The 4,022-nt window shown below is 75.8% G+C and carries 6 protein-coding genes; 2 read left to right on the forward strand and 4 right to left on the reverse strand.

Annotated elements, in window-relative coordinates:
* On the reverse strand, nt 1–329 hold a 329-nt coding region (locus AC0CYZ_RS22745), incomplete at its 3' end, for an MFS transporter (RefSeq protein WP_472219544.1).
* Nucleotides 330–380: 51 nt separating this feature from the next.
* Between AC0CYZ_RS22745 and AC0CYZ_RS22750 the strand changes: the two genes are divergently transcribed.
* Entirely contained in the window at nt 381–896 is a 516-nt protein-coding gene (locus AC0CYZ_RS22750) for a winged helix-turn-helix transcriptional regulator (protein WP_472219546.1), read from the forward strand.
* A gap of 6 nt (nt 897–902) precedes the next feature.
* On the opposite strand, the gene AC0CYZ_RS22755 is transcribed toward AC0CYZ_RS22750, so the two are convergent.
* Complete coding sequence (locus tag AC0CYZ_RS22755; protein WP_472219548.1) at nt 903–1,373, reverse strand: carboxymuconolactone decarboxylase family protein; 471 nt, start codon at nt 1,371–1,373, stop codon at nt 903–905.
* Nucleotides 1,374–1,462: 89 nt separating this feature from the next.
* Here AC0CYZ_RS22755 and AC0CYZ_RS22760 point away from each other — a divergent pair, with 89 nt between their 5' ends.
* The gene (locus AC0CYZ_RS22760; protein WP_472219550.1) at nt 1,463–2,374 is read left to right on the forward strand and encodes a sigma-70 family RNA polymerase sigma factor; all 912 of its coding nucleotides are present in this window, start codon (nt 1,463–1,465) and stop codon (nt 2,372–2,374) included.
* A gap of 66 nt (nt 2,375–2,440) precedes the next feature.
* On the opposite strand, the gene AC0CYZ_RS22765 is transcribed toward AC0CYZ_RS22760, so the two are convergent.
* On the reverse strand, nt 2,441–2,974 hold the full coding sequence (locus AC0CYZ_RS22765) for a hypothetical protein (protein ID WP_472219552.1): 534 nt from the start codon (nt 2,972–2,974) through the stop codon (nt 2,441–2,443).
* 129 nt (nt 2,975–3,103) lie between these two features.
* A complete protein-coding gene (locus AC0CYZ_RS22770) occupies nt 3,104–3,781 on the reverse strand; it encodes a MadR family response regulator transcription factor (RefSeq protein ID WP_472219554.1) in 678 nt (225 codons plus the stop codon).
* Nucleotides 3,782–4,022: the final 241 nt, after the last annotated feature.

Below are 4,022 nucleotides of genomic sequence, written 5' to 3' on the forward strand. Positions count from 1 at the left end.
GCGCCGCCCACCCCGGCCCCGATGCGCCCGCCGACGAGCACCGCCGTGGTCGGGGCCAGCGCGCAGACCACCGACGAGACCACGAGCACGGCGCTGCCCAGGACGAGCGCCCGACGTCGGCCGAGGTCGTCGGCGACCGCGCCGGCGGGCAGCAGCGCGACGCCGAGCCCGATGCTCATCGAGCTGAGGATCCACGCCTGCCCCTCGGGCCCGGAGCCGAGGGCCGCCGCCGTCGTGGGCAACGTCGCGAGCGGGGTGGTGAAGGCGACGAGGGCGAGGAAGGTCGCCGCGGAGGCGACGGCGACCGTGGCGCCGGATCTGGACCGCACGGTCCGGGACGCTAGCACGGCCGGTTCGATGACTGAACTAGACTGCCGGGCATGCCACTGGGCCAGGGATATCCGCAGCAGGACTGTGCGATCGCCCGTGCCCTCGAGGTGGTCGGGGACCGCTGGACGCTGCTGGTCCTGCGCGACTGCTTCCTCGGGGTCCACCGCTTCGCCGATCTCGTCGCCCACCTCGACGTGCCCCGGGCCGTGCTGTCCGACCGTCTCGCCCGGCTCGTCGAGGCGGGCATCCTCGAGCGGTGCCCGGCCGGCTACCGGGTCACGGCGGCGGCGACGCCGCTGTGGCCGGCGCTGCGGGCGCTGTCGGCCTGGGGCGAGTCCGGGCAGCAGGCCGCCGGGGGGACGGTGCGCCGCTTCGCGCACGCCGACTGCCCCGCCGGCGGGGAGCCGGACACCACGGCCGACGGGCGCTGCCCCGCCTGCGGCACGGTGCCCGGCCCGGCCGACCTCGTCGTGCGCCCGGAGGGCGGGCCGGCCGCGCCGCGCCGCGAGGACCCGGTCAGCCGCGCCCTGCGCGGTCCGCACCGGATGCTGACGCCGCTGCCCTGACCCGGCTCACCACCCCGTCCCGGCGACCTGGTGGATCGGCACGTTCATGCGGTTGAACAGGTTCGACGTCGCGATCCACAGCAGCAGCGCTGCGAGCGCGGGCTCGTCGAAGTGGCGGGTGGCCGCCGCCCAGACCGCGTCGGGGACGGCGTCGGGTCGATCGGCCAGGCGCGTGACGTGCTCGGCGAGGTCGAGCGCGGCCCGCTCGGCGTCGGTGAACCACGGGGCCTCGCGCCAGACCCCGACGGTGGCGAGGCGCTCGTCGGTCTCCCCTGCGGCACGGGCGTCGCGGGTGCCCCCGTGCACGCAGGAGGCGCACCCGTTGATGAGGCTGACGCGCAGGTGGACCAGCGCGAGCAGGGGCTCGGGCAGGCCGGCGGAGCGGGTGACGGCGACCAGCCCACCGATCGCCTCCCCGACCCCCGGCAGCAGGCCGGCCGGGTTGGACATGCGCGCCTCGAGCGTCGTGGTGGTCATGGATGCTCCTCGGGTGTCGGACCGCCGGTCACGTTCCCCGTCACCGGTCGGTCGAGGTGATGACCCCGACGCCCGGAGGAACGTGACCGATGGACCCGCACGCGCTCGCCGACCGCTTCACCGCCCACCGCCCGCACCTGCTGGCCGTCGCGCAGCGCCTGCTCGGCCCGACCGGGGAGGCCGACGACGCGGTCCAGGAGGCCTGGCTGCGCCTCGAGCGCGCCCACGCCGCCGGTGACCCGGGGATCGAGAACCTCGCGGCGTGGCTGACGACGGTCGTCGCCCGGATCGCGCTCAACCTGCTGCGGGCGCGGCGCACGCACCCGGCGGACCCGATCGACGACGAGGGCGGTCCGGGCCGGGACGTCGCCGACGACCCCGGGCCCGAGGAGCAGGCGATCGCGGCCGACGCGGTGGGGCCCGCGCTCCTGCTGGTCCTCGACGTCCTCGGGCCCGCCGAGCGACTCGCGTTCGTGCTGCACGACGTCTTCGGGCTCCCCTTCGACGAGATCGCCCCGATCGTCGAGCGCTCCGTGCCCGCGACCCGTCAGCTCGCGAGCCGCGCGCGGCGTCGGGTGCGCGGGGGCGGCTGGATGACCGGCGGCGACGACGTGGTCCGGCGACGGCGGGTGGTCGAGGCGTTCCTGGCGGCGGCGCGCGAGGGCGACTTCGGCGCGCTGCTCACCGTCCTCGACCCCGACGTGGTGCTGCGCGCGGACGCGGCGGCCGTCTCGCTCGCGGCCGCCAACGCCGCGCACGGCGCTCCGGACGTGGCCCCGGAGGTCGCGGGCGCGGACGCCGTCGCGCGGGCCTTCGCCGGGCGGGCCCGCGCCGCGGTCCCGGCCCTGCTCGACGGGGTGCCCGGCCTGGTGTACGCGGCCGGCGGGCGCACCGTCTCGATGTTCCGCTTCACCGTGGCCGGGGACCGGATCACCGCGATCGAGCTGGTCGCCGACCGGACGACGATCGCGGCGACCGAGGTCGACGTGCAGTCCCCCTGACCACAGCTCGCGAGGGGCACTGCACGCACCTCTTCGGCGTCCCGAGCCTGCCCTGTGTGCTCCTGATCAACGTCGGTCGGTCACGCGTTCCTCCAGTCCGGCGGCGAGCCCGGCGACCGTCAGGAGGTCCGTCAGCTCGCCGGCGCTGCGGAGGAGCCACACGCGGCGCACACCGGCGATGCGGAAGCGCAGGTGGACGCGGGCGCCCGATCCCTCGGGACGCACCACGATCGTCCAGCTGATCCGGAGGTCACCACGGCGCGAGGAGTGCACGAGCGTCGTCGGCGGCTCGTGGGTCTCGACGGTGAAGGTGGCGTCGCGGCCGCCCCAGTCGTCGATGACGTCGCCGGGGGCGAGGTGCTGCAGCGTCGGGTCGATGCGGCGCAGCCCGCGTCGTCGGGCGGGGACGGCGCGCTCCAGCCACGACGGGAGGTACCAGCCGGCGCGCTTCTTCCCGAGCTGGGCGAACCAGGGCCAGACGACCTCGGGCGGGGCGGGCAGGTCGAACGCCCGGTCCATCGTCACCTGCGCGTCGGGCACGATCCCGTCGCCGGGGAGCGCGGCCGCCACCTCGTCGGGTCGGGCGCCCACACCCAGCACCGCTACCTCCCTGTGCGTCGGACCTGATCGCCGCGGCCGGCGAGGAGCACACCACGCAGCTCCTCGTCGCCCGGCACCTGCCTCAGGTACTCGTGATCATGGGCGGAGGGCGCGGTCGGGGAGCACCGGCTAGATCAGCCCCATCTTCGAGGCCGCATACACCGCCTCGGCGCGGCGGGAGACGTCGAGCTTGCGCATGAGGTTCCCGACGTGGAACTTCACCGTCGTCTCCGAGATGAACAGCTCGCGGCCGATCGTGCGGTTGCTCATCCCCCGGGCGAGCAGCCGCAGCACGTCGAGCTCGCGGCCGGTCAGGGTCTCCCCGTGCGGCTGCTGGCCGTTGAGCGAGCGCACCACCGCGGCCGCCGAGCGCGAGTCGAAGGCCGACTCCCCGCGCGACACGGCCCGGATCGCGGCGATCAGCTCGGTGGTGTCGACGTCCTTGACGACGTAGCCGCGGGCACCGGCGTGCACGGCCTCGACGACGAGGCGGTCGTCGAGGAACGTCGTCAGGACCAGCACCCCGACGCCGGGGTGGGCCGCGGTGAGCTGGCGGCACAACTGCAGGCCCTCGGAGTCGGAGCTGGTCGAGAGCTTGAGGTCGAGCAGCACGATCGAGGGGCGCTCGTGAGCGACGACGGCGAGGGCCTCGGCCGCGCTGGAGGCCTCGCCGACGATCGAGAGCTGCGGCTCGCGCTCGAGCACCGAGCGCAGGCCCTGGCGGACGATCGCGTGGTCGTCGACGAGCACGATGCGCACCTCGCCGCGGCGGACCGCCGCGCGGGCGGGGATGCGGATGTCGGTCATGTCGTGCTCCCAAGGTCGGGCGCAGCGGGTCGGCGATCGTGGTCGGCGGTCCCGGGTCCAGTCTCGCCGTCGGGGCCCGGCACGGTCCCTCCCGGTTCGGAGGGTTCTCCCGCGGCCGCGGGGACCGGCGGGGTCGTGTCGATCGGGAGCGGCACGACCACCTGGATGCGGATGCCGCCCTGGCGGGCGCGCTGGACCGCGAGCGTGCCGCCGATCTCCCGCGAGCGTTCGGCCATGTTCG

The organism is Actinomycetospora sp. (assembly GCF_055612215.1).